This is a genomic window from Neisseria sicca 4320 (assembly GCF_000193735.1).
Lineage (GTDB): Bacteria > Pseudomonadota > Gammaproteobacteria > Burkholderiales > Neisseriaceae > Neisseria > Neisseria sicca_E.
Genome location: NZ_AEPF01000148.1, coordinates 17,353 through 43,377 on the forward strand (window position 1 = coordinate 17,353; position 26,025 = coordinate 43,377).

Here is a 26,025-nt window from a genome sequence, read left to right on the forward strand (position 1 = left end):
GAAAAGGTCGTCTGAAAACCTGCAATATCGGTTTTCAGACGACTTTTTTTGAGCTTTAAAGCGTTAACCGTTTACAGCGGCCATTTCAGCGCGGGATTGCTTTCGATGACGGCTTTAAACTGGTTTTGAATCCGCTCGATGGCTTCATCGGAATCTGCCTCGAAGCGCAACACCAAAATCGGCGTGGTATTGGAGGCGCGCATCAGACCGAAGCCGTCTGGGAATTCTACGCGCAGGCCATCGATGGTGATGATTTCGGTCGCGCCTTCGAATTTGGCTTTGGCGGCGAGTTCGTCGATAACCTGATGGCCGTTGCTGCCTTCGGGCAGGTCGATATTGAGTTCGGGCGTGGAAATGCTTTGCGGCAGCTTGTTCAACACTTCAGACGGATTGTCGAAGGCGGACAGGATTTCCAAGAGGCGCGCGCCGGCGTACAGACCGTCGTCGAAGCCGAACCAGCGTTCTTTGAAGAAGACGTGTCCGCTCATTTCGCCGGCAACCAGCGCGCCGGTTTTTTTCATGGTGGACTTGATGAAGCTGTGGCCGGTTTTTTCCATGACGGGTTCGCCGCCGTGTTCTTTAATCCATGGAGCCAGCAGGCGGGTGGATTTCACGTCGAAGATGACTTTCGCGCCGGGATTTCGGCTCAATACGTCTTGGGCAAACAGCATGAGCTGGCGGTCGGGATAGATGATGTTGCCGTCTTTGGTGACGACGCCCAAGCGGTCGGCATCGCCGTCAAAAGCCAAGCCGATTTCGGCATCGCTGTTTTTCAGCGCGGCAATCAAATCTTGCAGGTTTTTCGGTTTGGAAGGGTCGGGATGATGGTTGGGGAACGTGCCGTCCACTTCGCAGAAAAGTTCGGTTACTTCGTTGCCCAAACCTTTGTAGAGTTTGCCTGCGAATGCGCCGCCTACGCCGTTGCCCGTGTCGATGGCGATTTTCATGGGGCGTTTGAGTTTGACGTGGCCGACGATGTGGTTGTGGTATTCGCCGGAGATGTCTTTTTCGATTACGCTGCCTTTTTTGTCGGAGGCAACCAGTTTGTCGGCTTCAATCAGGGCGAGCAGTTCTTGGATGGCTTCGCCTGCGAGGGTGTCGCCGCCGAGCATCATTTTGAAACCGTTGTAATCGGGCGGGTTGTGGCTGCCGGTAATCATCACGCCGCTGCCGCCGCATTCGTTGATGGCGGCGAAATAAAGCATGGGGGTGGCGACCATGCCGACATTGAGGACGTCAATGCCGCTGTCGGTAAAGCCGCGTTGGATGTGTTCCATCAATTCGGGACCGCTCAAGCGTCCGTCGCGTCCGAGTGCGATGCGGGTGATGCCTTTTTCGGCGGCTCGGGTGGCGATGGCTTTGCCGATAAGGTAGGCGGCTTCGTTGGTCAGGGTTTTGCCGACAATGCCTCGGATGTCGTAGGCTTTGAAGATGTCGCAGGCAATATTTGCCATGATGGTTTCCTTTGTGATTGTGAATGGAAAACGGGCTTATTCTAACATAGGCAAAGGTCGTCTGAAGGCTTTCAGACGACCTTTGGGGGGTACATAAAATAACATTTACTGCGGTTTCAATCAGTTACCGAAAGTGTTGCATTGATTGATGTCGCCGCTGTCCAAACCGCGTTTGAGCCATGTCATGCGCTGTTCGGACGAGCCGTGTGTAAAGCTGTCGGGAACGACGTAGCCCTGCCCCTTTTTCTGAAGGCGGTCGTCGCCGACGGATTCGGCAGCCAGCATAGCTTTGGGGATGTCTTCGGCTTTGAAGATATTCTCGTTGACAGCGTAATGACCCCAAATGCCCGCGAAACAGTCCGCCTGCAATTCGAGTTTGACGGAAAGGGCATTGGCTTCTTTTTTACCGACCTGTTGCTGCAATTTATTGACTTTGGGCAGAATCCCCAGCAGGTTTTGGACGTGGTGTCCGACTTCGTGTGCGATGACGTAGGCAAACGCGGCATCGCTGGCAGAGTTCAGTTTGGTCTGCATATCTCTATAAAAGTCTAAGTCGAGATAAACTTTTTGGTCGCCCGGGCAGTAAAACGGGCCCATTGCCGATTGCCCCATGCCGCAGGCGGTGGATGTACCGCCGTTATATAACACCATGGTAGTCGGGGTATAATTTTGCCCGAGTTGTTTGAAATAGCTACCCCAAGCTTTTTCCGTGTTACCGAGTACGACACGGGCCAGTTCGTTCAACTCGGCTTCTTCCTGAGGCTTAAGCTGGGAAGTTTGGGTTGAAACCGTACCCATGGAAGGCGTACCGACCAAACCGCTTAAATCAATGCCGTAGTATGCACCGACCAAGACGACGATCATACCAAGTATGCCGGGCGTTTTACCGCCGCCGCCGCCGCTCCTACCGCGCCGGTCTTCAACGTTTTGACTTTGTTCGCGTCCTTTCCAATCCATTTTGCGTTCCTTGTTGTGAGATCGTATTCGGCGGATTATACCGCGAAGTTGCAGGATGATGGCTGTCTATTACGAGAAAAGGTGGTCTGAAAACACCAAACGGAGTTTTCAGACAGCCTTTTTGCCATGTCAAAGCCGGATTATTCCGCCTTCAGACCTGCCACACATTGCCTGTCGCGCTCTTCAAACGCCTGCGCGCCGCCGAGCAGGTCGAGCTGTTCTTGCGGGCTGAGTTTACCCAATGAACGTATCTGCTTTTCGGAGAGCTTGTCCAAAGGCTTGTCCCACATACAGGTGCAGTAATCGGCGGCGAGTTTGCTGTTGTTTGAATCCAAACCCCTTTCCTTCAAATCGTTTTGCCATTTTTCGGCAAAGGGAATGTTTTTCACACAAGACTCAAAGATGTTCTGTTTCGCCTGCGGTTTGGACATGGCGCATTGGGAGAGCAGGGCGGTCGCGGCGAGCAATGCCAAAATGACCCACGCCCAAATGCGGATGGTGCGGATTTTGGCTTTTGCTTTTTTACGCGCCGCGGCTTGCTCTTCGGCAGACATTTCGTTTTTCGGCTCAGTCATGCAGGCTTTCCATACGGATCATGGTGATCGGTTTTTCCACGCAGCTTAATGCTTCGATGGCGGCAATGGCGCGTTTGATGTGTTTCTCGACTGTGCTGTGGGTCAGAATCACGATTTCGGCGGTAGTTTGGTCGATCACGCCTTTTTGGATTAAGGCTTCGATGGACACGTTTTCTTTTGCCAAAAGCGCGGCGATTTGCCCCAGCGTGCCCGGTTCGTCTTTGGCTTGGACGCGCAGGTAGTAGCTGCTGGTGATTTCGTCCATAGGCAGGATGGTTTGCGCTTGGACTTGCGCAGGTTGGAACGCCAGATGCGGTACGCGGTGGTCGGTATTCGCTTCAATCAGGCGGGCGATGTCGATGATGTCGGCAACCACGGCGGAAGCGGTCGGCAATGCACCCGCACCCGCGCCGTAATATAAGGTTTCCCCAACCATATCGGCGTTGACGCGCACGGCATTCATCACGCCGTTGACGTTTGCCAAGAGGCGGCTTTCGGGAATCAGGGTCGGATGGACGCGCAATTCGATGCCTTTGTCGGTTTTGCGGGTGATGCCCAGAAGTTTGATGCGGTAGCCAAGTTCTTCAGCGTATTTGATGTCGCGGCTGTCGAGTTTGCTGATGCCTTCGAGGTAGCAGGCGGAGAAGTTCATCGGCGTACCGAATGCCAGCGCGCTCATGATGGTGATTTTATGACCTGCGTCGTTGCCTTCGATGTCAAAGGTCGGGTCGGCTTCGGCATAGCCCAACGCCTGCGCTTCTTTCAATACGTCGGCAAACGCGCTGCCTTTTTCGCGCATTTCGGAGAGGATGAAGTTGCTGGTGCCGTTGATGATGCCGGCGATGCTGCGGATGCGGTTGGCGGCGAGACCTTCGCGCAGGGCTTTGATAATCGGGATACCGCCCGCCACAGCCGCTTCAAATTGCACCATGACGTTTTTTTCTTCCGCCAACGGGAAGATTTCGTTGCCGTATTCGGCGAGCAGTTTTTTGTTGGCGGTAACGATGTGTTTGCCGTTTTCAATGGCTTTCAACACCGCATCTTTGGCGATGCCGGTACCGCCGAACAATTCGACGACGACATCGACGTCTTCACGCGCGACCAGTTCGAACGGGTCTTTGACAAAGGGTGCGGACGGGCAGATTTGGCGGGCTTTTTCTTCGCTCAAGTCGCATACGGCACTGATGCGCACTTCGCGTCCCAAACGGCGGCTGATTTCCGCCGCATTGTCCTGCAACACGGCAGCCGTACCGCCGCCGACCGTACCTAAACCTAAAAGACCGATGTTTACTGGCTTCATTGTGCCTCCTTGTGAGCTGATTTTCTTAAATCAAAAAGTAAAAACAGAAATTCAGAAAGCCCGAAACGCACCGCCGCCGTGGATTGATATAGTGGATTAAATTTAAATCAGGACAAGGCGACGAAGCCGCAGACAGTACAGATAGTACGGAACCGATTCACTTGGTGCTTCAGCACCTTAGAGAATCGTTCTCTTTGAGCTAAGGCGAGACAACGCCGTACTGGTTTAAAGTTAATCCACTATAATGCTGATTTTGCAAGGGCGGAAGGGCAGGCTAAAGTCGCCCATCCTACCTGAAATTGCCTGATTTTGCACCTTTTTTACGGAACGCAGCGAAAGGGCAGGAAGCCTGTTTGAAATAGATATATCAAGCCGATAAAGAAACGGAAGAAAAATGCTGATTGAAGAAAACAAAACCGATGAAACCCTAAGCCTGACCGCTTATCGGGCGGGCGCAATCGAAGCGGGCGGCAAAACCTACATCGCGCCCATCATCTGGCGCAACGGCAAAGTCGAAGCAATGAAGGCGCAAACGCCGTCCGAACTGACTGCCGCCGACCTGTTTCAGACGACCTCCGAGTCGGACGGCTTGCCCGAAGTCATCATCATCGGCACAGGGGAGAAGCAGCAGTTCCTCCATCCCAAAATCGCCGCCGAACTTGCCGCATACGGCATCGGGCTGGAATGTATGAACACAGCCTCCGCCTGCCGGACGCTGGTGTTGCTGCAAGGCGAAGGACGAAGCGTTTGGGCTTGGCTGTGGGTGTGAACAGGCATACGGCGCATGTAAAATAGGTCGTCTGAAAATTTTCAGACGACCTGATTCCAAACGACCTGGTACGAATATGCTGCCTTAACTTATGTATAGGTATAGCTTGGCAAACAGATAAAAAAGTTTTATTCTCGTTATTATTTCATTAACCTGATAAAGGAAAACTTATGGCCCAAATTACCTTCCAAGGCAATTCTGTCCACACTTGCGGCGATCTGCCTGCCGTCGGTCAAACCGCGCCTGCATTCAGCCTGACCGCCACCGACCTGTCCGAAAAATCTTTGGCGGATTTTGCGGGCAAACGCAAAGTATTGAACATTTTCCCAAGCGTCGACACCGGCGTGTGCGCCCAATCCGTGCGTACCTTTAACCAACGCGCTTCTTCTTTGGACAACGCGGTCGTACTGTGCATTTCAGCCGATTTGCCTTTTGCCCAGGCCCGTTTCTGCGGTGCGGAGGGTTTGGACAACGTTGTGAGTCTGTCTACGTTCCGCAGCAGCTTTGCCGCCGATTACGGCGTCGCCCTGACTGACAGCCCTTTGCGCGGACTGAATGCGCGCGCCGTTGTGGTTTTGGATGAAAACGACAAAGTCCTGCACAGCGAACTGGTTGCCGAAATCGCCAACGAGCCTGATTACGATGCGGCTTTGGCTGTTTTGTAAACCAGGGTTTTAAAGCTGAAAAAGGTCGTCTGAAAAGTTTCAGACGACCTTTTGTCTTTATTTGCACTATTTCGCGGGCGGCTTCTATTCAAACACTTCGGGATGCGCCTTGAAATACTCTACGGCGATAAATCCGCCGCCGATGATGATAAACAGACACACCGCCATCACTATCATAGCAAGGATGAACTTATCCGAAGCTTGAGCATCGGCTTTTGTTTATCCGCCATTATTGCATCTCGAGAGCCAGTCGCGGGCGGTGAGAAATTCGTTCAACCGCGCTTCGGGCGAACCTTCTTCCGGCGCGTATTGATACTCGAAGCGCACCAAAGGCGGCATGGACATCAAAATGCTTTCCGTGCGCCCGCCACTTTGCAGGCCGAACAGCGTACCCCTGTCCCAAACCAAATTAAATTCCACATAACGACCGCGCCGGTAAAGCTGGAACTCGCGTTCGCGTTCGCCGTATGGCGTGTTTTTGCGTTTCGCCACAATCGGCAGATACGCCTCGATATAGCCTTCGCCGACCGCCTTGATGAAATTCAGGCAGGTGTCAAAATCCCAGCGGTTCAAATCGTCGAAAAACAAACCGCCCACGCCGCGCGTTTCGCCGCGGTGTTTCAGGTAAAAATACTCGTCGCACCATTTTTTGAACTCGGGATAAACCGCTTCCCCAAACGGCGCGCACATGTCCCGCGCCACCGTGTGCCAATGCAAAATATCTTCTTCAAACGGATAAAACGGCGTCAAATCAAAGCCGCCGCCGAACCACCACACAGGCTCGCCGCCTTCCGGATACGCGATAAAAAAACGCACGTTCGCATGGCTGGTCGGCACATACGGATTTTTCGGATGAATCACCAGCGACACGCCCATCGCCTCAAACGCCGCGCCCGCCAGATCAGGGCGGCGCGCCGTCACCGAAGCGGGCATTTTGTTGCCTTTCAAATGAGAAAAATTCACGCCCGCCTGCTCGAATACCGCGCCGTTTTTCAACACGCGGGTTTCGCCTACGCCCAATTTGCCCGTCCATTCTTCACGCGCGAACACCGCCCCGCCGTCTTCTTGCTCAAGCGCGGCGCAGATTTGGTTTTGCAGGTTTTTCAATACGGTTAAAACGGCTTCGGTGTGCATGGGGGTATTCCTTGCATTTATGATGAGACGGAGTTCGTCGGGTTGATGAGATAATTTAATTCGGTATTGTAGTCTGAAATGCGAAATTAAGGTCGTCTGAAAACCCTTTTTCAGGATTTTCAGACGACCTTTCCGTGTTGCAAGATGCTTAAACGGGCAATCCGATTACGCGCCGTAAACAGGGTATTTGTCGCAAAGCGCGGTGATTTGCTTGCGGACGTTTGCCAGATTCGCTTCGTCTTCAGGGTTTGCCAAAACGTCGGCAACGAGGTTGGCGAGGACACGGGCGTCGGCTTCGTTGAAACCGCGTGTGGTCATGGCGGCGGAGCCGATGCGGATACCGGAGGTAACGAACGGTTTTTCCGGATCGTTGGGGATGGCGTTTTTGTTGACGGTGATGTTGGCTTTACCCAATGCGGCTTCGGCGGCTTTGCCGGTGATTTTCATCGGTTGCAGGTCAACGAGGAAAACGTGGCTTTCGGTGCGGCCGGAAACGATGCGCAAGCCGCGTTTGACCAATTCTTCCGCCATCGCTGCGGCGTTGATTTTCACCTGTTTCGCGTATTGTTTGAACTCGGGTTGCAGGGCTTCTTTGAATGCAACGGCTTTGGCGGCGATGACGTGCATCAGCGGGCCGCCTTGCAGGCTTGGGAAGATGGCGGAGTTCAACGCTTTTTCATGCGTGTTGTCGCGGCACAGAATCACGCCGCCGCGCGGGCCGCGCAGGGTTTTGTGGGTGGTGGTAGTAACGAAGTCGCAGAACGGGACGGGGTTGGGGTATTCGCCGCCGGCAATCAGGCCTGCGTAGTGTGCCATATCGACAAAGAGGTAGGCACCGACTTTGTCGGCGATTTCACGGAATTTCGCCCAGTCGATTTGCAGGGCATAGGCAGATGCGCCGGCAACGATCATTTTGGGTTTGTGTTCGAGCGCGAGGCGTTCGACTTCGGCGTAATCGAGAACTTCGTTTTCATCCAAGCCGTAGGTAATGGCGTTGTAGAGTTTGCCGGAAATATTGACGCTGGCGCCGTGGGTCAGGTGGCCGCCGTGGGCGAGGCTCATGCCGAGGATGGTGTCGCCGGGTTTGAGGACGGAAGCGTACACGGCTTGGTTGGCTTGGGAGCCGGAATGTGGTTGGACGTTGGCGTATTCCGCACCGAAGAGTTCTTTGACGCGGTCGATTGCCAGCTGTTCGACGACGTCAACGTGTTCGCAGCCGCCGTAGTAGCGTTTGCCGGGGTAGCCTTCGGCGTATTTGTTGGTCAATTGCGAACCTTGTGCCTCCATCACGGCGCAACTGACGTAGTTTTCGGAAGCAATCAGTTCGACGTGGTCTTGCTGGCGTTGGTCTTCTTGGGCAATGGCGGCTGCCAGCTCCGGATCATATTGGGCTAGGTTGACGCTTTTTGAAAACATCTTCTCGACTCCTTTGTCGGTTGGGAAACGGGGATTGATAAGTGTTAAACAATGTACCAAATCGGTTTGGATTGTCAACGATTTTATCTTTCAGACGACCTCTTTGCGGCTGGAAGGGTCGTCTGAAAAGTTTATTTGAACAGATTGTCCTGTTTTAAATGAAAGTCGATTTTTTCGAGCAGGGCTTCGAGGTCGGTCTCGGCTTGGGCGGCGGCAAGGTTTTTGCCCAACTCTTCCAAAGCCAGCGCGTCAAGCCTGCGGCGTTCGAGTTTGCGCGCTTCTTCGTTGAAGATTTTGATGTTGTCGGGCAGGACGAGCGGCGGCACGCTGCCGTCGGTCGTATAGAACGCTTCATCCGCAAACACGAACCCCTCCGGCAATGCGGGCGCATTGTCGTAGTCGGCATCGTTGACCGGCATCCACTCGGAATGCTGTTCCAACAGGACGAATTGCCCGTTCATACCGTAGATATGGGCAAAACGGGAGAGCTTGGGGCGTTTGGTGTTCATGCAAAGATTGTATGCCGATGATGCGGGAGCGTCTAGGGCGGAATTTTGTATCAGCGCAGTAGGAAGGTCGTCTAAAAGTAGTATAATTACAAAACTGATAAATTTTTGAAGACAAATATAAAAAGGGAAACCCCAATGTCAGCAAACACAAACAAACAGTGGCTAAGCGTCATCGCCCTGGCAGTCGGCGCATTCATTTTCAACACCACCGAATATATCCCGATTGCCCTATTGAGCGACATCGGCGCGACCTTCAATATGCCGCCGACCGAAGTCGGCATCATGATTACCGTGTATGCGTGGATCGTCGCGCTGCTGTCGCTGCCGCTGATGCTGGCAACGAAAAATATCGAACGTCGAAAGCTGCTGCTTGTCCTTTTCGCGTTCTTTACCATCAGCCACATCGTTTCCTATTTCGCCCAAAGTTTTGAAATCCTGCTTGTCAGCCGCATCGGTATCGCCCTGACGCATGCCGTGTTTTGGTCGATTACCGCCTCGCTGGCAGTGCGCGTTGCGCCGCAGGGTAAAGGCAATCAGGCTTTGGGGCTGCTCAGTACGGGGACGGTTATGGCGATGGTGGCGGGTATTCCGCTCGGGCGCGTTATCGGGCAACATTCGAGCTGGCAGTTCAGCTTTTTGCTTATCGGACTCTGCGCGGCGGCGGTCATGGGCATATTGGCGAAAAACCTGCCGCTGCTGCCCAGCGTGAACACAGGTTCGCTCAAAAGCCTGCCCGAATTGCTCAAGCGTAAAAACCTCATGCTGCTCTACGCGCTGACCGTCCTGCTGATTACCGCCCACTTTACGGCATACAGCTATATCGAACCCTTCGTCCTGCAAGCCGGCGGCTTCGCACCCGAGCAAGTGACCATCGTTTTGAGCCTGTACGGGCTGGCAGGATTTGCCGCGTCGTATTTGTTCGGCAAATGGTTTGCCAAACATCCACGCGCATTCCTGCTGACCTCGGTATCCGTCATTCTGGCTTCGACGCTCTGCCTGCTGCCTCTTGCCGCTTACCCGATAGCCGTTTACGCGCTGGTGTTTGTCTGGGGTATCGCCATCGTCGTCTTGAGCCTCGGCATGGTATCCAAAGTATTGGACTTTGCCTCGGATGCAACGGATGTGGCCAACTCGATTTACTCAGGCCTCTACAACGTCGGCATCGGCGGCGGCGCGCTTTTGGGACACTACGTTACCGTGTGGGCAGGCATTTCCAACATCGGCTTTGCCGCCGCAATCTTGGCGGCGGCAGGATTGGTCGTGTGTCGGATGTTGGTTGATGTGCAGAAATAAGAGGGCTGTATAAAAAGAGGTCGTCTGAAAACGTTTCTTTATTTAAATACATCGCACCGCCGCCGGAACGCTCCGTCCGCGTAGGCGTGAGCATGAATTTCTAAGTGTGGAATAAAACAAACCGGATTCCTTTGATGGAAATCCGGTTTTTCTTTTCGATGATCGGATTTTCAGACGACGTTTGGGGTCGTCTGAAACTTTATCTACACCATTTAATTCTGCTTATCCAACGCTTCTTCATCCAGCGATTTCAACCATTCCAGCTTTTCGCCGATTTTGATTTCCAGTCCGCGCGGGACGGGTTGGTAGAAGTCCGGTTCGTCCAAGCCGTCGGGCATATAGCTTTCGCCGGCGGCGTAGGCGTTCGGTTCGTCGTGGGCGTAGCGGTATTCGCGTCCGTAGCCCAATTCCTTCATCAATTTGGTCGGGGCGTTGCGCAGGTGGACGGGCACTTCGTCGCTGGCGTTTTCTTTGACGAAGCGGCGCATTTGGTTATATGCCTTGTAGCCCGCGTTGGATTTGGCGGCGGCGGCAAGGTACAGCACGGCTTGCGCCAGCGCGAGTTCGCCTTCGGGCGAGCCTAAGCGTTCGAAGGTGGCGGCGGCATCGTTGGCGATTTGGAAGGCGCGCGGGTCGGCGAGCCCGATGTCCTCCCACGCCATGCGCACGATGCGGCGGGCGAGGTAGCGCGGGTCGGTGCCGCCGTCGAGCATACGGCAGAACCAATACAGCGCGGCGTTCGGATGCGAGCCGCGCACGGATTTGTGCAGGGCGGAGATTTGGTTGTAGAAACTCTCGCCGCCTTTGTCGAAACGGCGGATTTGCGCCCCGAGACTGTCGGCGAGAAATTCGGCGGTCAGGATTTTCAGACGACGTGTATCGGCGGCGCGTAAAAGTTGTTCCAATAAATTCAACAATCTGCGCGCATCACCGTCGGCGGTATTGACGAGCAGGTCCTGCGCATCGGCTTCAATCGTGAAATCCCGGTATTCGGGCAACGCCAATACTTTGGCAATCAGTTTCTTAAGGTCGTCTGAAGACAAGGATTGCAAAACATACACCTGTGCACGGCTCAACAGTGCGGGATTGACTTCAAACGACGGATTTTCCGTAGTCGCGCCGATAAAGGTCAGCAAACCGCTTTCGACATGGGGCAAAAACGCGTCCTGCTGCGCCTTGTTGAAGCGGTGGACTTCATCGACAAACAAAATCGTCGCGCGTCCCTGCTGCAAAGCGATTTCTGCCTTGTCGATTGCCTCGCGTATGTCCTTCACGCCGGAAAACACAGCGGAAACAGGCAGAAACTGGGCATTGAAACTCTGCGCCAAAATCCGCGCCAACGTCGTCTTGCCCACACCCGGCGGCCCCCACAGCAACATAGAATGCGGCTTCCCGCCTTCCACCGCCACACGCAGCGGCTTGCCTTCGCCGATTAAATGCTGCTGCCCGATAACGTCATCAAGCGTATGCGGGCGCAGGCGTTCGGCAAGCGGCGCATCGGGTTGGCGGGTAAAGAGGTCGGACATGGCGGTTTCCGTGAAAAGGGTTTCAGACGACGTGGATTATAGCAGGTCGTCTGAAAACGGACGGATGGCAAAGGGAACAATAAAGACAGGATACATCACAGCCGTCATTCCCGCGCAGGCGGGAATCCACTTATAAATTTCAGTTGATTGATTTTTTATGGTTTTGCCTATTCTCAAAGATGGATTCCCGCCTGCGCGGGAATGACGGTATGGATTTGCCATAACTTACTGGCAGATTTTTTTGTCCGTGTATCCTATATCAGGATGACCATCCTTGTTTCTTGGCGAATCATGATTACAGTTGCAGCAGTTGATCCCGATTGTCTACTTTTTTACATCATATTTTAGTTGTTGGATAGGTTCGGTAGAGATATAACCTTCCGGCAAAATTTGCAGGGCTTTTCCGCTGATGACGATACATTCTTCAGCTAATTTTTTAGCTTCTTTAGCAGCTAATTCGTCAGCTGCTTTTTGTTCTTCAGTTTTAGAGTCGTCATCTTTAATTTTAGTGGAGTCGGCTTTTTGATTATCAATAGTTGGTGGACAGAAAACCTTGGTGTCGCCCAAATTCCACGCCATATAACCGTATAGGGCGTTGTTGCGTTGTTCGGGAATCGGAGAACAATTAATGTTTTTGTCTTCTTTTTCTTTTTCTGAAAGAATAGAACATTTGAAATTTTGTTTTAACTTGATCAAGTCTTTTTTGTCGATGCCGTTGATTTCTTGAGAGCCGTTGTTTTGTTGGAAGTTATTGTGTAATAAATACCATGAAGAGTTTTCAGGAATTTCAATGGAATGGGTAAAATATAAAATTGCTATTTTATCGCTAAAACCGAATATCAATAGACATAATGTTATGATATATGTCATGGCTCCCTTAATTGGAATTTTATAAATTGAATTGGGATCTTTAATCCAGTTTTTATAAAAATAATAGAGAACTATAAAGGCATTTATTATTATCACAAGTGGATATATATTTTTTGCTTGTGGGAATAAATATTTTAAAAAAATTTCGAGTAATTGAGAAAGAGCATAAACAAATACCAAGTAAAATATTATAAATAATGATATTTTTACCCATCCAACGCTTTTATCAGAGCGATTTGACTTAGGAGATTTTAGGCTTCGAATGTCCTGTATTAAAAGAGCTGAATCTGGTAATAATAAATACACTAAAAGTTGATACAATAAAAATATAATAATAAAAATAATTATAAAAACTGTACTTGCAGCGATTAGGCTAGACGGATTGCTGAATACATCAGGAAGAATGCTTAATTGATTAATCTTTAAGAGATAAGCAAATATAACAAATCCACCGACGAGTATCCCTAATACTGTCGATATTCCGATGAGTTTGCTGATGGTTTCCAAATGATCAGATGGTTTTCTTTGCTCTTTGGGTTGCTCAACCGTATCAGTTTGTTTTATTTCTGCCTGTTTTGCAGCATCATTGTTTTCTGTGGCATTTTCATCTGCCTTCTTTGAGTTTTTATTTTTTCTTGCGCATATCCATTCTGCAATCTTTTTAAAAAATTTACATAAACATGTAGATTCATCTTTTTTCTGTGCATTGTCTTTTGATTCAGGCTGTTTATTTTCAGCGGTATGCTCTGAATGCTTTTGAATACCTTCGTCAGCCGTTTTTTCTTGATTCTCTTTAGGGTTTTGCGTGTTTTCGTTTGAGTTAGCCATTGATCAATCCTCTATTTTCCCAAGAAAAAACGGATTATACCCGACTTTCCCCAATCCCCCATCTCACACTGCTTACGGTATAATACGCGTTTGTTTAAAGACTTTGCGGGGCGTTTCAGACGACCTTGCGGCAAGGGATGGCTATGAATATGAAAAAGATGGTTGCCGTTGCTTCTGTGGCGGCGTTGTTGGGCGGTTGCGCTTATGATTCAGACTCGGCGTTCGGCGGTTTGGGCGGCGGTACGGGTATCGGTGGCAGCGTGGTGAAAATGGCGGTCGATCATCAATGCCGTTCGGAGTTGAACAAGCGCAATGAATGGCGTTTGGTCGCGCTGACGATGAGCGCGGACAAACAGCGCGAGTGGGAAGATAAAATCTGCGGCTGCGCGAGCGAGGAAGCGCCGAATCAGGTGTCCGCGCAAGAGTTGATGGATGTTTTGAATCCTTCTTCGCGCGATCGGGCGATTGCGTCGGTAACGGTGAAAACCGTCAATGCTTGTTTCAAGCGTTTGTATAGATAATGTTTTTCAGACGACCTCTGTGTATCGGGGTCGTCTGAAAGTTTATAGTGGATGAAGGTCGGGATAGGGTGGCTTGTCGGATGGTTTGCAGGCGGGTTTCTTATTTTGATCGGCAATATTTTTGTTTTTATAGAGAAGAAATCATGAAATATATCAGTACGCGCGGCGAGACGGCGCATAAACCGTTTAGCGAGGTTTTGTTGATGGGGCTTGCGCCCGACGGCGGTTTGATGCTGCCGGAGCATTATCCGCAGGTCAGCCGCGAGACTTTGGACAAGTGGCGCGGTTTGAGTTATCCGGAGCTGGCGTTTGAGGTGATGAGCCTGTTTGTTACGGATATTCCGGCGGACGATTTGCGCGATATTGTGAACCGTACTTATACGGAAGCGGCGTTCGGCTCTAAGGAAATCACGCCTGTGCGTACTTTGTCGGACGGCATCAAAATCCAAGCCTTGTCCAACGGCCCGACGCTGGCGTTCAAGGATATGGCGATGCAGTTTTTGGGCAACGCGTTTGAATATGTGTTGAACAAAAAGGACAGGGAACTCAATATCTTGGGCGCGACCAGCGGCGATACGGGTTCGGCTGCGGAATATGCCTTGCGCGGTAAAAAAGGTGTAAACGTATTTATGCTCTCGCCCGACGGCAAGATGAGCGCGTTTCAACGTGCGCAGATGTACAGCCTGCAAGACGAGAATATCCACAATATCGCCGTGAAGGGGATGTTTGACGACTGTCAGGATATTGTGAAGGCGGTACAGAACGATGCCGCGTTCAAGGAAAAATACCATATCGGTACGGTCAATTCGATCAACTGGGGACGCATCGTCGCGCAAGTGGTTTATTACTTTGCGGGCTATTTCAAGGCGACGCAAAGCAATGACGAGCAGGTTAGCTTTTGCGTACCGAGCGGCAACTTCGGCAACGTTTGCGCGGGACACATCGCCAAACAGATGGGCTTGCCTATCCGCCGCCTGATTGTCGCGACCAATGAAAACGATGTGTTGGACGAGTTTTTCAAAACCGGCGCATACCGCCCGCGCAACAGCGAGCATACTTATGTTACCTCCAGCCCGTCTATGGACATTTCCAAAGCGTCCAACTTCGAGCGTTTTGTGTTCGACCTGATGGATCGCGATCCTCAGGAAATCAATACGCTGTGGGCAGAAGTGGCGGCGGGCAAGGGCTTTGACTTGCAGTTTGCCTTAGAAAAAGTCGGCGGCAAATACGGTTTTACTTCCGGCAAATCCACCCACGCCGACCGCCTCGCCACCATCAAACAGGTTTACGAGCAAGATAAGGAACTCATCGACCCTCACACTGCCGACGGCGTAAAAGTCGCCCGCGAAGTGCGCGAAGAAGGGGAGACGGTTGTTTGTTTGGAAACTGCGTTGGCAGCGAAATTCGATGCGACCATACGCGAAGCGGTTAGCGATGTCGCCATTCCGCGCCCTGCCATGCTGGAAGGTTTGGAAAACCTGCCGCAGCGCGTCCGGGTCGTGCCGAACAATGCCGCCGCCGTTAAAGAAATCATCCGCGAAACCTTAGATAAGTAAAGCGAGATAAGTAAAGCGGGTTGCCCAATAGGTCGTCTGAAACATGCTATTGTGTTACAGACGGCCATTTATGTCTTGATAAATGATCTGCCTTTGTCTCTACACTGCTTTCAAGATTCATTAAAATCAAAGGTCGTCTGAAAACCAGTCAAGGCTTTCAGACGACCTCACATTATTTATTTGAAACCAAACGCTTTCTCAAGCCTCCAAGTTTTTACGCCACAACACCAACAGCTTACCGATATGCTGAACCAGTTGCGCATCGACGGCTTCGCACAACGCATTGCAAATTTCAACGCGTTCGGCGCGGTCGTCGCCGAATACACGGACTTTAATCAATTCATGCGCCGTCAAGGCAGCATCGGTTTCTTTGATAACGGACTCGGTCAAACCTTGTTGCCCCACCATTACAACGGGATGAAGGTGATGGGCGCGGGCTTTCAATTCCAAAATTTCTTTGGTGCTTAATTTACTGTCAGTCATGTTCTAATGCTTGAAAAGAAAGAATAATGCGGCATTGTACGCGATTTGGCGCAATCTCGGGAGAAAATAACGTACAATACGGCATTTCTCTATATCACTAAATAAATTATGGCAGTACGTTCAAAATCATCCAAATCCTGGCTTCACGAACACGTCAACGATCATTACGTCCACATGGCGCAAAAAGACGGATATCGCGCCCGCGCCGCATATAAACTGCTGGAAATCAACGAGAAAGACAAATTAATCAAACCCGGCACGGTTTTAGCGGATTTAGGCAGCGCGCCGGGAAGCTGGTCGCAAGTCGCGGCAAAACTGGTCGGCGATTCAGGGCGCGTGTTCGCATTGGATATCCTGCACATGGATGAAATAGAAGGTGTTTCTTTTATTCAGGGAGACTTCAGGGAAGATGACGTATTGGCAAAATTTGAAACCTTGCTGGACGACCGTCCGCTAGACCTTGTAATTTGCGATATGGCACCCAATATGTCGGGTAACGCCGTAACCGACCAAGCCCGCAGCTTTTACTTGTGCGAACTGGCTTTGGACTTTGCCGTCAATCATTTGAAAACGGGCGGCAGCTTTTTGGTGAAAGTATTTCAGGGGGCGGGCTATCAGGAATATATGGCAGCCATGCGCGAAATCTTCGGAATTGTGCAGACGCGCAAGCCCGAGGCATCGCGCAATCGTTCCAGTGAGATTTATTTATTAGGAAAAAATAAACGCTGACAATACGAACGGCCTGTTTTAAAATCTTTCTTTCGTTTATTTTAATATTATGGAGCCTGGCTAAGTGGGGAATACCTTTAAGTCAATTCTGCTGTGGGTAGCTTTGTGCGTCGGCCTGATGGCCGCGTTCAATGCCCTTACCGGCAAGCAGGAAAACAAACAACAAATCGAATACTCTCAATTCATCCAACAGGTAAACAACGGTGAAGTCGCCAATGTCAATATAGAAGGCTCAGTCGTCAGCGGTTATCTGATTAAAGGCGAGCGTACTGATAAAACTTCTTTCTTCACCAATGCGCCTTTGGATGATAATTTGGTTAAAACGCTTTTGGACAATAAAGTCCGCGTCAACGTTATCCCCGAAGAAAAACCAAGTATGCTCGCCAGCCTGTTTTACAGCCTGCTGCCGGTATTGCTGCTGATTGGTGCGTGGTTCTATTTCATGCGTATGCAAAGCGGTGGCGGTGGTAAGGGTGGTGCCTTCTCTTTCGGCAAAAGCCGTGCCCGCCTTCTGGACAAAAATGCCAACAAAGTTACCTTTGCGGATGTTGCCGGTTGCGATGAGGCAAAAGAGGAAGTGCAGGAAATCGTTGATTACCTGAAAGCTCCAAGCCGATATCAAAGTTTGGGCGGACGCGTTCCGCGAGGTATCTTATTGGCGGGCAGTCCGGGTACAGGTAAGACTTTACTGGCAAAAGCCATTGCAGGCGAAGCAGGCGTACCGTTCTTCAGTATCTCAGGTTCTGACTTTGTTGAAATGTTCGTCGGGGTCGGTGCAAGCCGCGTGCGCGATATGTTTGAACAAGCGAAGAAAAACGCTCCTTGTATCATTTTTATTGACGAAATCGACGCTGTCGGCCGTCAGCGCGGTGCAGGTTTGGGCGGCGGTAATGATGAGCGCGAACAAACCTTGAACCAGCTTTTGGTAGAAATGGACGGTTTTGAAAGTAATCAGACCGTTATCGTCATTGCCGCAACCAACCGTCCGGACGTATTAGATCCCGCCTTGCAACGTCCCGGCCGTTTCGACAGACAAGTGGTGGTTCCACTACCCGATATCCGTGGTCGTGAACAGATTTTGAAAGTACACGCAAAAAAAGTGCCTTTGGATGCATCTGTTGATTTGGGTTCTTTGGCCCGAGGTACTCCCGGTTTTTCCGGTGCGGATTTGGCCAACTTGGTTAATGAAGCCGCCCTGTTTGCGGGTCGTCGGAATAAAACCAAAGTCGATCAAAGCGATTTCGAAGATGCCAAAGACAAAATCTATATGGGTCCCGAACGCCGCAGCATGGTAATGCATGAAGACGAAAAACGTGCGACTGCCTACCATGAAGCAGGTCATGCGATTGTTGCCGAAAGCCTGCCGTTTACTGATCCCGTTCATAAAGTAACCATCATGCCGCGCGGCCGTGCGCTCGGCTTGACTTGGCAGCTTCCGGAACGCGACCGTATCAGCATGTATAAAGACCAAATGCTGAGTCAGCTTTCCATCTTGTTTGGAGGTCGTATTGCTGAAGACATCTTCGTCGGCCGTATTTCGACCGGTGCTGCCAACGATTTCGAACGTGCTACGCAAATGGCGCGGGAGATGGTAACCCGTTATGGTATGAGCGATAAAATGGGCGTCATGGTTTATTCGGAAAACGAAGACGAGGTATTTTTGGGACGCAGCGTTACCCGTTCTCAAAACATTTCTGAAAAAACGCAACAAGATATTGATGCGGAAGTACGCCGTATTTTGGATGAACAATATCAGGTGGCCTACAAAATCCTTGATGAAAACCGCGATAAAATGGAAACCATGTGTAAAGCTTTAATGGATTGGGAAACCATCGATCGTGATCAAGTGTTGGAAATTATGGCAGGCAAACAACCTAGCCCGCCAAAAGATTACAGTCACAATATTCGTCAGGATGAGCCGGAACAATCCGAATCTGCAACAGAGCCTGAACCTCAGGAAACCGTTGCTCAGGAATCTGCTCCGATTGGTAATTCCGAAGATTCTGGAAATAAATCATAAATATGGGAAACGGCAGCTTATTCAAGCTGCCGTTTTATTTTATTGCGCCTGTTATAAAACAGGTAGGGCGAGGAAGTACAGTTTGTATATTTTTACTGTTATAGTGGATTAAATTTAAATCAGGACAAGGCGACGAAGCCGCAGACAGTACAGATAGTACGGCAAGGCGAGGCAACGCCGTACTGGTTAAAGTTAATCCACTATATAAGTAGAAACGAATGACGTTCGTCAGAATGAGAGGGTTGTAATGTGATTGCTCTTTTTGAAGTCTCGTGATTAAAACAAAAAGGTCGTCTGAAAACTTGGATTAGGATTTTCAGACGACTTCTTCTTATGGTTAATTTTTGAAACGTCATATTGACATCGGGTTAGCAGCTTGTTTGGAATGAGTCTAATCGAACTGCTTCTACTCCATACAATACAGAGATGTTTTACAACCCTTGGCGGTCGAGCCAGCGTTCGGCATCAAGTGCGGCTTGGCAGCCTGAAGCCGCGCTGGTGATGGCTTGGCGGTAGGTGTGGTCTTTGACGTCGCCTGCCGCCCATACGCCTTCGATGTTGGTCGCGCCGACGTTGTCGCCCGTACCGCCTTTGGTTTTCAGGTAACCTGTTTCGTCCATATCGAGCTGGCCTTTGAAAATGTCGGTATTGGGCTTATGGCCGATGGCGATAAACACGCCTTTGACGGCGATGTCTTCGTTAGTGCCGTCATTGTGTTTCAGACGGGCGCCGGTAACGCCGCCTTCGTCGCCTAAGACTTCATCCAGATTGCTGTTGAGCTTGAGGATGATTTTGCCTTCTTCAACGCGCTGCATGAGTTTGTCCACCATGATTTTTTCGGCGCGGAAGCTGTCGCGGCGGTGAATCAGGGTAACGGTGTTGGCGATGTTGGCGAGGTAAAGGGCTTCCTCTACGGCAGTATTGCCGCCGCCGACGACTGCCACGTCTTGTTGCTTATAGAAGAAACCGTCACAGGTCGCGCAGGCGGATACGCCTTTGCCCGCAAAGGTTTCTTCGCTGGGCAGCCCCAGATATTTGGCAGATGCGCCGGTAGCGACAATCAACGCATCGCAGGTGTATTCGCCCATGTCGCCTTTGAGGGTGAAGGGGCGGTTTTGCAAATCAACGGTGTGGATTTGGTCGAAAATCATTTCAGTGCCGAAGCGCTCGGCATGGGCAAGAAAACGCGCCATCAGTTCAGGACCTTGTACGCCTTCGGCGTCGGCGGGCCAGTTGTCGACTTCTGTGGTGGTCATCAGTTGTCCGCCCTGTTCGACACCGGTAATGATGACGGGCTTGAGGTTGGCGCGGGCGGCGTAGACGGCGGCGGTGTAGCCGGCAGGACCGGAGCCGAGGATGATGAGTTTGTGATGATTGCTCATGATGTTTTCCTTACTTTGAGATTGAGTGTGTTTCAGACGGGGTAGATTTTACTTGAAAATCTAAGCTGCGTCCGTTGGCATGATGGGGATATGTTGGCAGTATTGAAATTAACAAGGGTCGATTGTGAATGGTAAATCAGTTATTGGGAAGGTGTATTGAGGAAAGGTCGTCTGAACATTTTCAGACGACCTTTTGCTTTTCAATCAGCCTTTTGCTGGCTTTACAATGTCCGGCATTGGGATAGTTTACAGGAAAACCTATGCCGTTATTTGTGTTTTATTTTTTAAGCAATTTGGCGGCTTCGATGGCGTAATAGGTCAAGATGCCGTCGGCACCGGCGCGTTTGAAGGCGAGCAGGCTTTCGAGTATGACTTTTTCGCCGTCCAACCAGCCGTTTTGAACTGCTGCTTGAAGCATGGCGTATTCGCCGGAAACTTGGTAGGCGTAGGTCGGTACGCCGAACTCGTCTTTGACGCGGCGGACAACGTCAAGATAGGGCAGGCCGGGTTTGACCATCACCATATCCGCGCCTTCCTGAATATCGAGGGCGACTTCGTGCAGGGCTTCGTCGGTGTTGGCGGGGTCCATTTGGTAGGTTTTCTTGTCGGCTTTACCCAAGTTGCCGGAACTGCCGACCGCATCGCGGAACGGGCCGTAAAATGCGGAGGCATATTTGGCGGAATACGCCATGATGCGGGTGTGGATGTGTCCTGCGTCTTCGAGGGCTTCGCGGATGGCGAGGATGCGGCCGTCCATCATGTCGGACGGGGCGACGACATGCGCGCCTGCGTCGGCGTGGCACAATGCTTGTTTCACCAAAACTTCGATGGTTTCGTCGTTTAGGACGTAGCCGTTTGCATCGGTCAGTCCGTCTTGCCCGTGAATGGTGTAGGGGTCGAGGGCGACGTCGGTCATGATGCCGAGTTCGGGAAATTTCTCGCGCAGGGTGCGCACGACGGTAGGAACGAGTCCTTCGGGGTTGTAGGCTTCTTCCGCCAATTCGGTTTTATTTTGGGTAACGACAGGGAAGAGTGCCAGCATCGGGATGCCGAGTTTGAGGGCTTCTTCGGCGGTGAACAATAATTTGTCCAAACTTTGCCGTTTCACGCCGGGCATGGAGGGGACGGCTTCTTCTTGGTTGCTGCCTTCGAGTACGAAAACGGGGTAAATCAAATCGTCTGCGGTCAGGGTATGCTCGCGCATCAGGCGGCGGGAGAAATCGTCCTTGCGCATGCGGCGCATACGGGTGGCGGAAACGTAACGCGGTGGGAAGTTCATAATCGTCCTTTGTCCTTCTGGAAACAGCTAAATCGGCAGGAGAAATGTTTTCAGACGACCTCTTTGCAAGCAGGGGTCGTCTGAAAATGGGTTTGCGACAGTTTACGCCGTTTTGGGAGATTACTGAAGCAGTAGATAGGATGTTGATACGAATCAGTCTTCGACTTTGGTAATCACTTTGACCGTTTTTTTAATTTCGTTGAACGTATCCGTTTTGAGGTTTTGCTCGTTCGGCAGCATTCCGTTGGTGTCCAGCGGAGCAATGTTTTTCAAAGCGCGGCGATATTCTGCTTCACTCAATTTTTCTTGGCTGATTCTCCATACTTTGCGGCCGGAGGCTTTGACTTCGGAGGCGGTCCACAGACCTACCTTGTGGTAGTAGAACAAAACGCTTTGCAGGAGGGCTTTCATGTCCGCACCGGGCTTGCCGCTGCCGATGCTGCGTCCGATACGGTTGTTGCGCTGATCGACGGCTTGGTCGGCAAGGAAACGGCTGTAATAATCGGTTTTACCCTCTCGAATTTCCATATCGGAAAGATAGGCATTGCCGGCTCTGTTTGCAATTTCGCTGTCAAATTGGGAGGAAATAGCGGCCTGCCATAAGGCTTGACGGACGGCATTGACCTGTGTCCCGCGTCCTTCGCCGTTTGCACGGTCGTCTAAACCGGTCCGGATGGCAAAGCGTGCGGCGTTGCTGGTCAGATTGGTCGAGTTTTTGTCTTCAACGCCAATCACTTGCGCCGCAACAGGGTGGTTGATAGCAAATTGCGCGATTTTGCTGCGACGGCTTTGGTCTACCTCATAATTCTGGCAGCCGGTAAGCAATACGGAAGCGAGCAGGATGTAAGAAAGATGTGTTTTGAGTTTAATGTTTACCATAATGAAATATTATTGTTTAGTCACGGATTACGTTATTTAACATAGAAATGCGTGCAATAGCAAAATATTTTTCAAGCGGAAGGATTTTGGCTTGAATGGTTGCTTGATGGGGAAGTCGAGGTCGTCTGAAAATAGGCGTTATATTTTGCCGGGATTTTGACCGCGGAAAATATTAATGAGTTGTTCGGATTCCTGTAATGGCAAACCGAAATGCGTACGGATTGCTTGAATATCTTTGACCTCATCGCCGCTCAGATTGCGTGAGAGCCATTCGAAAGTTCCGGGCTGTTCCATAATCCGTGCGAGATATGCCTGCTTGAGTTTACGGTTGCGCCACCGAACGAACAGCATGGTGAAAACAAATAAGACAATCAGAAAAATATTGGTAAGGGCGATAAAAGTCATGTGGGAGCGTGCATGATTAGGTGGGAGCAAGTCCATATTATGAATGATTTTCTCTTTCTTACTCAAAAAACTCATGTTAAGCGGAGTAAAGCCCATGCGGAAGCATGGTACAATATTGTCAACAATTTAAGGCGTTTTCCTCGCGGAGAACGCTGTTTTTCATTAGACATCAAGAGGCTTTTATGAAATTTTTAGACCGTGAGGCGACGATTGCCAAGCCGGGTTTCAACCGTTGGCTGGTGCCGCCTGCCGCTTTGGCGGTGCATCTTGCCATCGGGCAAATTTATGCGTATTCCGTGTTTAACGCGCCGCTGACCAAGCTTATCGGCATTACCGAATCAGCGGCCGGAGATTGGAAGCTGACGACTGTGGGCTGGATTTTCAGTATCGCGCTGGCCATGTTGGGCGCGTCTGCTGCGTTGTTCGGCACTTGGATGGAGCGTGTCGGCCCGCGCAAGGCGATGTTTGTCGCGGCGTGCTGTTTCAGCTTGGGTTTTTTTGTGTCAGCACTCGGCGTCAGTACGCATAATCTGTTTCTTCTGTATTTGGGCAACGGCGTGATCGGCGGCATCGGCTTGGGGCTGGGCTATATCGGCCCGGTGTCCACTTTAATGAAGTGGTTTCCGGACAAGCCGGGCATGGCGACGGGTTTGGCGATTATGGGGTTCGGTGGCGGTGCGATGCTTGCCTCGCCGTCGTCCGTATCGTTGATGAATGCGTTTTCAGACGACGTGTCGGTCGGCGTTGCACCGACTTTTGTCGTGTTGGGGTTGTTTTACCTTGTGTTGATGATGTTCGGCGCATTCACCATCCGCGTGCCGGCGGAGGGTTGGAAGCCTGAAGGCTATGTCGCGCCTAAAACTAAAAACAAGCTGGTCAGTACCAATCATGTCAATGTTTCCCAAGCGATGAAAACGCCGCAATTTTGGCTGTTGTTTTGGGTGTTGTGCCTGAATGTAACTGCCGGTATCGGCGTTTTGGGGCAGGCTTCGGTCATGATTCAGGAGCTGTTTTCAGAAGCGTCGGTCGGTAAACAAGCGGCAATCAGCGCGGGGGCGGCGGCAGGTTTCGTCAGTCTTTTGAGCCTGTTCAATATGGGCGGGCGGTTTTTATGGTCCAGCGTTTCCGACAGAATCGGACGTAAAAATACCTACACCATCTTCTTCGTACTCGGCTCGCTGCTGTATTTTGCCGTTCCGTCCATTGGCGAAAGTGGAAACAAGGCTCTGTTTATTATTGGATTCTGCGTCATCATTTCCATGTATGGTGGCGGTTTTGCCGCAATTCCGGCTTATTTGAAAGACTTGTTCGGCACTTATCAAGTCGGCGCGATTCATGGACGTATTTTGCTGGCTTGGTCAACCGCTGCCGTTATTGGTCCGGTCTTGGTGAACTACATCCGCCAAAGCCAAATCGACAGCGGTGTTCCCGCCGCGCAGGCATACAGTGTAACCATGTATATCATGGCAGGATTATTGATTGTCGGTTTGCTGTGCAACCTCGCCGTCAAGTCCGTCCATGAAAAACACCACGAAACCGACATCAAAACAGCGGCACACAGCGGCAATCCCGATGACGAAACTGCCGTTTCCGATGCCTACTTGTTGCAGGAAAAAGTCGCAGCAGGCGGTTTTTCGGTTTGGTGGCGTTGGGCTTTGGTTGGTGTCCCGCTGGTTTACGGCGTGGTGATGGTGTTCGTTAAGGCGTTGGGGTTGTTCCGTTAAAAGCGGATTGATGGGAAAAAGGTCGTCTGAATTTTCAGACGACCTTTCGGTTTATGGATGGGATGGTTCGGAAACCATATCCGTATCATCAAAATCCGGCTCGGGATCATTTTGCAGGACTTTGCCGTTAAGCTTCAGTTCACCGTTTTGCAAAGTCATCTTGGTTTTGACTGTACCGTTTTCCAGCGCCAGATATTTTTCGTCCGCCATGCTGCGGATGGTGCTGTCCACCATTAGGCGCAGGGTTTCGGTAACGTCTTCGATACCTGCCTGCCCATTTGCCTCATCGTCGGGATTGACGCTGAAAATACTGCGTGCCTGACTGATTGCCAGTTGTTCGAGCAGTTTTTGCGGAACCGCCATGTCAAATCCGGCTTCGGTTTTTTTCAGCATATCGCTGAGGCTGTTCAAATCTTTTGCCGCCAGACCTTTAAACAGCAGTTTGCCGCTGACATCGACATCGCCTTGAGGCATAGTGAATTTGAAGGTCTTAACATTTAAGATAGGATTATTGGTAAACAGGCTTGAAGCCTCGTTCTTGGCGGTCTGTATCAAGGCTTTTTGGATTTCTTCTTCGCTCATTTTTTTATCTGCGATTTCGGCAAATTTATTTTTCAGCGCAAGAAGGCCGGAGGCATCCAAGTGTTCGGCGGCAATATTGATGTCCAATGGGCCGTATTTTTCATCGCCGTAAGTCAGGTCTTGAAATTGGAAGCGGCCTTCGCTGTTGATGAACTTGTCCGCTTCGTGAGTATCGGTTTCAAATTTCAGTTTGCTGACCTCGATTTTTGACGGAGGGATGCTGCCTGTCGGATTGATAAACGCACCGATTTGCAGATTGGTAACCAAGTTTACCAATTCATTCAGCTTAATGTTGTAATCGATGTTGTCTTTCCACTGGAGCAGGAATTTATCCAGCGTAGTGCTGCTTTTGCCTAAAGACAGTTTGCTGAGGCCGCTTGTGGTTTCAGATTGGAAATGTAGGTTTTCCAGAGAAATGTCGCCCTTGTCCGCCAGTTTGACTTGAAGGGAGGGAGCCAGATAGTCATGGCTGTAACTTTGGAAATCTTTTTTATAGTCGGTATGCCCGCTCAGACCTTTCCAGTTCAGCTTGATGCCGGAAAGCTCTTCGTAATCGAAAGCGGGGATACTCAAATCCAGTTTGCCGCTGCCGCTGAAATAGATGGTGTTGCTCATCGTTACCGGCGTTTGTTTGCCGAAGAAGCGTGATAATGCTTTTTCGGTTTCAGGGTGATATTTGAACTCGGTTTCGATGTGCGCCTGAGTACCTATGTCGCCGGCAAACGGTCCGTGGCTGATGTGGTTGATAACCGTAATCGGCTCTTGCAGGATGGTTTTCAGGTTGTCGGGCAGGTATTTTTGCGTATTTTGAAGAAGAGTAGGTTTCAGGCGGATAACGGTGGTTTCCGTTGCGCTGAACCAGCCGCGTTCGTATTGATGCGATTCTACGGTTAGAAAACCGGATTCTTGTAAGAGTTTTTGTTGTGCGGTAAGGCTTTCCTCTGCTTTGATGCCGAGGTAGTAGGGGGTGCCAAGTGCGGCTGCTACGGCTACGGCAGCAACCGGGATAAGATACTTTTTCATTGCTTCAGACACACAGATTGAAAGCATTAAGCATAGCATTTTTTGCTTTGCTTGTCTTTTCGGCGTGGCGGCTTCCTATGAAGAATATGGGTCGTCTGAAAATTTTTGGGCTGTTTTTTTTGATTGTTATAGTGGATTAACTTTCA

General features: G+C 50.8%; 23 protein-coding genes and 1 pseudogene. 9 read left to right on the plus strand and 15 right to left on the minus strand.

The features are described 5' to 3' along the window. Positions 1-71: 71 nt before the first annotated feature. The 4 genes from NSCA4_RS0111570 to NSCA4_RS0111585 all read right to left on the minus strand — a co-directional run bounded on the left by NSCA4_RS0111570 (position 72) and on the right by NSCA4_RS0111585 (position 4,286). Entirely contained in the window at positions 72-1,454 is a 1,383-nt protein-coding gene (locus NSCA4_RS0111570; RefSeq protein WP_016688267.1) for a phosphomannomutase/phosphoglucomutase, read from the minus strand. A gap of 120 nt (positions 1,455-1,574) precedes the next feature. Next, a complete protein-coding gene (gene ypfJ, locus NSCA4_RS0111575; RefSeq protein ID WP_016688268.1) occupies positions 1,575-2,411 on the minus strand; it encodes a KPN_02809 family neutral zinc metallopeptidase in 837 nt (278 codons plus the stop codon). 140 nt (positions 2,412-2,551) lie between these two features. Then, positions 2,552-2,986, minus strand: a complete 435-nt coding sequence (locus tag NSCA4_RS0111580; RefSeq protein ID WP_016688269.1) for a hypothetical protein — start codon at positions 2,984-2,986, stop codon at positions 2,552-2,554. Beyond that, positions 2,979-4,286 (minus strand): homoserine dehydrogenase, encoded by a 1,308-nt coding sequence (locus NSCA4_RS0111585; RefSeq protein ID WP_016688270.1) that lies wholly within the window; start codon positions 4,284-4,286, stop codon positions 2,979-2,981. The genes NSCA4_RS0111580 and NSCA4_RS0111585 overlap by 8 nt, the downstream gene beginning before the upstream one ends. Before the next feature lie 394 nt (positions 4,287-4,680). Between NSCA4_RS0111585 and NSCA4_RS0111590 the strand changes: the two genes are divergently transcribed. Both NSCA4_RS0111590 and tpx read left to right on the plus strand, forming a co-directional pair. Beyond that, positions 4,681-5,055: an Mth938-like domain-containing protein gene (locus NSCA4_RS0111590; RefSeq protein ID WP_016688271.1), complete on the plus strand. Its 375-nt coding sequence runs from the start codon at positions 4,681-4,683 to the stop codon at positions 5,053-5,055. A 170-nt stretch (positions 5,056-5,225) separates the two neighbouring features. Continuing rightward, positions 5,226-5,720, plus strand: coding sequence for a thiol peroxidase (tpx, locus tag NSCA4_RS0111595; RefSeq protein ID WP_016688272.1), 495 nt, complete (start codon positions 5,226-5,228; stop codon positions 5,718-5,720). Between the two features lie 219 nt (positions 5,721-5,939). Here the strand turns inward: tpx and hemF are convergent, their stop codons facing one another. The 3 genes from hemF to NSCA4_RS0111615 form a co-directional block, all read right to left on the minus strand. After that, positions 5,940-6,854: an oxygen-dependent coproporphyrinogen oxidase gene (gene hemF, locus NSCA4_RS0111605; RefSeq protein ID WP_016688273.1), complete on the minus strand. Its 915-nt coding sequence runs from the start codon at positions 6,852-6,854 to the stop codon at positions 5,940-5,942. 165 nt (positions 6,855-7,019) lie between these two features. Further along, positions 7,020-8,270, minus strand: a complete 1,251-nt coding sequence (glyA, locus tag NSCA4_RS0111610) for a serine hydroxymethyltransferase (RefSeq protein WP_016688274.1) — start codon at positions 8,268-8,270, stop codon at positions 7,020-7,022. Positions 8,271-8,401: 131 nt separating this feature from the next. Further along, on the minus strand, positions 8,402-8,779 hold the full coding sequence (locus tag NSCA4_RS0111615) for a hypothetical protein (RefSeq protein WP_009312885.1): 378 nt from the start codon (positions 8,777-8,779) through the stop codon (positions 8,402-8,404). A 135-nt stretch (positions 8,780-8,914) separates the two neighbouring features. On the opposite strand from NSCA4_RS0111615, the gene NSCA4_RS0111620 reads away from it, so the two are divergent. Next, entirely contained in the window at positions 8,915-10,072 is a 1,158-nt protein-coding gene (locus NSCA4_RS0111620; RefSeq protein ID WP_016688275.1) for a sugar transporter, read from the plus strand. A gap of 212 nt (positions 10,073-10,284) precedes the next feature. On the opposite strand, the gene NSCA4_RS0111625 is transcribed toward NSCA4_RS0111620, so the two are convergent. Beyond that, positions 10,285-11,598, minus strand: coding sequence for a replication-associated recombination protein A (locus NSCA4_RS0111625; RefSeq protein WP_016688276.1), 1,314 nt, complete (start codon positions 11,596-11,598; stop codon positions 10,285-10,287). 324 nt (positions 11,599-11,922) lie between these two features. Then, positions 11,923-13,296: a hypothetical protein gene (locus NSCA4_RS0111635; RefSeq protein ID WP_016688278.1), complete on the minus strand. Its 1,374-nt coding sequence runs from the start codon at positions 13,294-13,296 to the stop codon at positions 11,923-11,925. Positions 13,297-13,439: 143 nt separating this feature from the next. Here NSCA4_RS0111635 and NSCA4_RS0111640 point away from each other — a divergent pair, with 143 nt between their 5' ends. Both NSCA4_RS0111640 and thrC read left to right on the plus strand, forming a co-directional pair. Further along, complete coding sequence (locus NSCA4_RS0111640) at positions 13,440-13,817, plus strand: hypothetical protein (RefSeq protein ID WP_016688279.1); 378 nt, start codon at positions 13,440-13,442, stop codon at positions 13,815-13,817. Positions 13,818-13,960: 143 nt separating this feature from the next. Beyond that, positions 13,961-15,373 (plus strand): threonine synthase, encoded by a 1,413-nt coding sequence (thrC, locus tag NSCA4_RS0111645; RefSeq protein ID WP_016688280.1) that lies wholly within the window; start codon positions 13,961-13,963, stop codon positions 15,371-15,373. Positions 15,374-15,571: 198 nt separating this feature from the next. Here thrC and yhbY read toward each other — a convergent pair whose 3' ends face one another. Then, on the minus strand, positions 15,572-15,856 hold the full coding sequence (yhbY, locus tag NSCA4_RS0111650) for a ribosome assembly RNA-binding protein YhbY (protein ID WP_016688281.1): 285 nt from the start codon (positions 15,854-15,856) through the stop codon (positions 15,572-15,574). Positions 15,857-15,964: 108 nt separating this feature from the next. Between yhbY and NSCA4_RS0111655 the strand changes: the two genes are divergently transcribed. The 3 genes and pseudogenes from NSCA4_RS0111655 to NSCA4_RS16195 form a co-directional block, all read left to right on the plus strand. Beyond that, on the plus strand, positions 15,965-16,585 hold the full coding sequence (locus tag NSCA4_RS0111655) for an RlmE family RNA methyltransferase (protein WP_016688282.1): 621 nt from the start codon (positions 15,965-15,967) through the stop codon (positions 16,583-16,585). Between the two features lie 64 nt (positions 16,586-16,649). Beyond that, positions 16,650-18,605, plus strand: a complete 1,956-nt coding sequence (gene ftsH, locus NSCA4_RS0111660) for an ATP-dependent zinc metalloprotease FtsH (RefSeq protein ID WP_029609757.1) — start codon at positions 16,650-16,652, stop codon at positions 18,603-18,605. A 99-nt stretch (positions 18,606-18,704) separates the two neighbouring features. Further along, positions 18,705-18,811 (plus strand): annotated as a pseudogene (locus NSCA4_RS16195) (IS5/IS1182 family transposase); the annotation flags it as partial. Positions 18,812-19,036: 225 nt separating this feature from the next. On the opposite strand, the gene trxB reads toward NSCA4_RS16195, so the two are convergent. The 4 genes from trxB to NSCA4_RS0111680 all read right to left on the minus strand — a co-directional run bounded on the left by trxB (position 19,037) and on the right by NSCA4_RS0111680 (position 22,550). Next, positions 19,037-19,987 (minus strand): thioredoxin-disulfide reductase, encoded by a 951-nt coding sequence (gene trxB / locus NSCA4_RS0111665; RefSeq protein ID WP_016688284.1) that lies wholly within the window; start codon positions 19,985-19,987, stop codon positions 19,037-19,039. A 277-nt stretch (positions 19,988-20,264) separates the two neighbouring features. Continuing rightward, the gene (gene hemB / locus NSCA4_RS0111670; RefSeq protein WP_016688285.1) at positions 20,265-21,266 is read right to left on the minus strand and encodes a porphobilinogen synthase; all 1,002 of its coding nucleotides are present in this window, start codon (positions 21,264-21,266) and stop codon (positions 20,265-20,267) included. Between the two features lie 153 nt (positions 21,267-21,419). Further along, positions 21,420-22,145 carry a hypothetical protein gene (locus NSCA4_RS0111675; protein ID WP_016688286.1) on the minus strand — a complete coding sequence of 242 codons (726 nt, stop codon included), beginning with the start codon at positions 22,143-22,145 and terminating at the stop codon, positions 21,420-21,422. A 138-nt stretch (positions 22,146-22,283) separates the two neighbouring features. Continuing rightward, positions 22,284-22,550, minus strand: coding sequence for a hypothetical protein (locus NSCA4_RS0111680; protein ID WP_016688287.1), 267 nt, complete (start codon positions 22,548-22,550; stop codon positions 22,284-22,286). A gap of 182 nt (positions 22,551-22,732) precedes the next feature. On the opposite strand from NSCA4_RS0111680, the gene NSCA4_RS0111685 reads away from it, so the two are divergent. Further along, entirely contained in the window at positions 22,733-24,274 is a 1,542-nt protein-coding gene (locus NSCA4_RS0111685; protein WP_016688288.1) for an L-lactate MFS transporter, read from the plus strand. A 51-nt stretch (positions 24,275-24,325) separates the two neighbouring features. On the opposite strand, the gene NSCA4_RS0111690 is transcribed toward NSCA4_RS0111685, so the two are convergent. Further along, positions 24,326-25,879 (minus strand): YdgA family protein, encoded by a 1,554-nt coding sequence (locus NSCA4_RS0111690; RefSeq protein ID WP_029609758.1) that lies wholly within the window; start codon positions 25,877-25,879, stop codon positions 24,326-24,328. Positions 25,880-26,025: the final 146 nt, after the last annotated feature.

What these genes read in the sequence shown, in the direction of transcription:
- NSCA4_RS0111570 (WP_016688267.1), bottom strand. Translation starts at nt 1,454, where the DNA reads ATGGCAAATATTGCCTGCGACATCTTCAAAGCCTACGACATCCGAGGC.
- ypfJ (WP_016688268.1), bottom strand. Translation starts at nt 2,411, where the DNA reads ATGGATTGGAAAGGACGCGAACAAAGTCAAAACGTTGAAGACCGGCGC.
- NSCA4_RS0111580 (WP_016688269.1), bottom strand. Translation starts at nt 2,986, where the DNA reads ATGACTGAGCCGAAAAACGAAATGTCTGCCGAAGAGCAAGCCGCGGCG.
- NSCA4_RS0111585 (WP_016688270.1), bottom strand. Translation starts at nt 4,286, where the DNA reads ATGAAGCCAGTAAACATCGGTCTTTTAGGTTTAGGTACGGTCGGCGGC.
- NSCA4_RS0111590 (WP_016688271.1), top strand. Translation starts at nt 4,681, where the DNA reads ATGCTGATTGAAGAAAACAAAACCGATGAAACCCTAAGCCTGACCGCT.
- tpx (WP_016688272.1), top strand. Translation starts at nt 5,226, where the DNA reads ATGGCCCAAATTACCTTCCAAGGCAATTCTGTCCACACTTGCGGCGAT.
- hemF (WP_016688273.1), bottom strand. Translation starts at nt 6,854, where the DNA reads ATGCACACCGAAGCCGTTTTAACCGTATTGAAAAACCTGCAAAACCAA.
- glyA (WP_016688274.1), bottom strand. Translation starts at nt 8,270, where the DNA reads ATGTTTTCAAAAAGCGTCAACCTAGCCCAATATGATCCGGAGCTGGCA.
- NSCA4_RS0111615 (WP_009312885.1), bottom strand. Translation starts at nt 8,779, where the DNA reads ATGAACACCAAACGCCCCAAGCTCTCCCGTTTTGCCCATATCTACGGT.
- NSCA4_RS0111620 (WP_016688275.1), top strand. Translation starts at nt 8,915, where the DNA reads ATGTCAGCAAACACAAACAAACAGTGGCTAAGCGTCATCGCCCTGGCA.
- NSCA4_RS0111625 (WP_016688276.1), bottom strand. Translation starts at nt 11,598, where the DNA reads ATGTCCGACCTCTTTACCCGCCAACCCGATGCGCCGCTTGCCGAACGC.
- NSCA4_RS0111635 (WP_016688278.1), bottom strand. Translation starts at nt 13,296, where the DNA reads ATGGCTAACTCAAACGAAAACACGCAAAACCCTAAAGAGAATCAAGAA.
- NSCA4_RS0111640 (WP_016688279.1), top strand. Translation starts at nt 13,440, where the DNA reads ATGAATATGAAAAAGATGGTTGCCGTTGCTTCTGTGGCGGCGTTGTTG.
- thrC (WP_016688280.1), top strand. Translation starts at nt 13,961, where the DNA reads ATGAAATATATCAGTACGCGCGGCGAGACGGCGCATAAACCGTTTAGC.
- yhbY (WP_016688281.1), bottom strand. Translation starts at nt 15,856, where the DNA reads ATGACTGACAGTAAATTAAGCACCAAAGAAATTTTGGAATTGAAAGCC.
- NSCA4_RS0111655 (WP_016688282.1), top strand. Translation starts at nt 15,965, where the DNA reads ATGGCAGTACGTTCAAAATCATCCAAATCCTGGCTTCACGAACACGTC.
- trxB (WP_016688284.1), bottom strand. Translation starts at nt 19,987, where the DNA reads ATGAGCAATCATCACAAACTCATCATCCTCGGCTCCGGTCCTGCCGGC.
- hemB (WP_016688285.1), bottom strand. Translation starts at nt 21,266, where the DNA reads ATGAACTTCCCACCGCGTTACGTTTCCGCCACCCGTATGCGCCGCATG.
- NSCA4_RS0111675 (WP_016688286.1), bottom strand. Translation starts at nt 22,145, where the DNA reads ATGGTAAACATTAAACTCAAAACACATCTTTCTTACATCCTGCTCGCT.
- NSCA4_RS0111680 (WP_016688287.1), bottom strand. Translation starts at nt 22,550, where the DNA reads ATGACTTTTATCGCCCTTACCAATATTTTTCTGATTGTCTTATTTGTT.
- NSCA4_RS0111685 (WP_016688288.1), top strand. Translation starts at nt 22,733, where the DNA reads ATGAAATTTTTAGACCGTGAGGCGACGATTGCCAAGCCGGGTTTCAAC.
- NSCA4_RS0111690 (WP_029609758.1), bottom strand. Translation starts at nt 25,879, where the DNA reads ATGAAAAAGTATCTTATCCCGGTTGCTGCCGTAGCCGTAGCAGCCGCA.